Origin of the sequence: Bartonella grahamii ATCC 700132 (genome assembly GCF_000518085.1) — a bacterium.
GTDB classification, from domain to species: domain Bacteria; phylum Pseudomonadota; class Alphaproteobacteria; order Rhizobiales; family Rhizobiaceae; genus Bartonella; species Bartonella grahamii.
The window spans coordinates 1-1,745 of record NZ_JACX01000053.1 but is presented as its reverse complement, the minus strand read 5'-3'; the positions used below and the strand labels follow the sequence as shown (position 1 = coordinate 1,745).

General features: G+C 34.5%; 1 protein-coding gene and 1 pseudogene. One reads left to right on the top strand and one right to left on the bottom strand.

What is annotated here, in order from left to right:
• Positions 1-876: 876 nt before the first annotated feature.
• A complete protein-coding gene (locus U736_RS0108545; RefSeq protein ID WP_026500671.1) occupies positions 877-1,458 on the top strand; it encodes a BA14K family protein in 582 nt (193 codons plus the stop codon).
• A gap of 76 nt (positions 1,459-1,534) precedes the next feature.
• On the opposite strand, the pseudogene U736_RS12915 reads toward U736_RS0108545, so the two are convergent.
• Positions 1,535-1,657 (bottom strand): annotated as a pseudogene (locus U736_RS12915) (MBL fold metallo-hydrolase); the annotation flags it as partial.
• Positions 1,658-1,745: the final 88 nt, after the last annotated feature.

The window sequence follows — 1,745 nt, the reverse complement described above, 5'->3', positions numbered from 1 at the left end:
ACATGGGACCAACCATGGATACTGGTATTTTGGAAAATCGAAAAGGAAAATCTGGTAAAAACACCCCTAATCAAGCAACAATAAAACGAAAAAAACGCAATCAATAAAGGATCAAGAAATTTCAAACCGCCTAAAATAATCTTCAGCTTTTCTAAAAAAACGACTAAAGCTCAAAAGCAAACAGCATTATCCGCAAAACAGACAACCTCAAACATCAAGGGAGCTCCAATTTATCTAAAACACCATGAGAGAGAAGATTTTACAAAAAATGCCCAAACTTTATTGATTTTTTAAGCATTTTTTCTTGTCAAACCACGTTATAAAAAATCTCTAAAAATGTAAAAAATTTCTAAACGAAAAAACGCAGACAAATTTAAAGAGAATGCCTTATATATATCAAAAAATTACTTACAATATATTATCTTTATACAGTTATACTCTGATATCGAACTCAAATATTATTTATCCTCACAAGAGAATATTCAAATAGGACACTGTTCTATAACACAAATAAAGTAAAACAAGACTTTATCATAGCACCATAAGCTTATGATAAAAAATGATAACTTTTATTCATACACCTATTATTCAATTTATATTGTATCAAGTGATACAAAAAATATCCCTAAATAAAGAGTTTATATTCCATAGTAAAAAATCAGGTACTCTCAATACAAACTTATTAATTAACCTCAAGCAGAGTACATTAATTGAAATCAAAATTCTGTCATGATTTTATTTTATCATACTCGCGATAGGTTTAACTAAATGAATTTTCATTTGTTTTGTCACAATAAAGTCCAAAATTATTCAGGCTCTATTCAGTTTGAAACGTGTAGGATGTGAAAAATACGAATTTACTCAAGGAGCATCATGATGAAAAAGATGATCAGGTTAGCGGTATTATCAGCAATGTCAACGGCAACCGTTTTCATGCCGCTAAATACAACGCTTGCGGATATGGCATGGTATCAAATGAGTGAAATGAAGAGGGAGGCTGGTTTACCGTCTCGCAATTTTAGCTCCCATTCTTTTCATAGTAAACATCACTCTTTTGATGATCCCCACAAGCGTCATTATTTCAGCCAGACATGGAGAGAACAACATCAGCATCACGTTGAAAGCAAAACATATCATTATGTCGAACGCAAAAAGACAAAACACAGTAATATTCAAGGAAATGCTTTAGCATTGGGCATTCTTGCTCTTGCAGCAGGTGCAGTTCTTAGTAAAGTTTTAAAAAAACCAGAACAGCCACAAATTGTCTATCAAGATGCACCACAAAATCAGGTGATTTATCAAGTGCAACAAACGATGGAATATGAGCCACTCCAGCAATCATCAGAATCTGATTGGCTTCAATATTGCAAGAAAAAATACCGTTCCTTCAATCCTAAAACAGGAACTTTTCGAGGCAGTGATGGCTTAAATCATGTCTGCTATGCTCCAGTAAATTGAATTAACATTGAGAAAAGCCCGCTCTAAAGCGGGTTTTTTATGCCCTCCCCCCTTAGATCTTTTGAAGAAAAGAGGTTTATGGGCATTCATAGCCTATGCTATTTTTGGGACCATACCCACAGATAAAATAAACGTCGTCGCCTAAGGGCAAAACTTTTTCTCGAAGGGATTGCATCAATTTTTCATGGAAACAGAATGGGATGCCATGCGCCCACAAACTATTGCCGTCTCTGCAACACCAGGACGCTGGGAAATAGAACAATCTCATGGCACTTTTGCAGAACAAA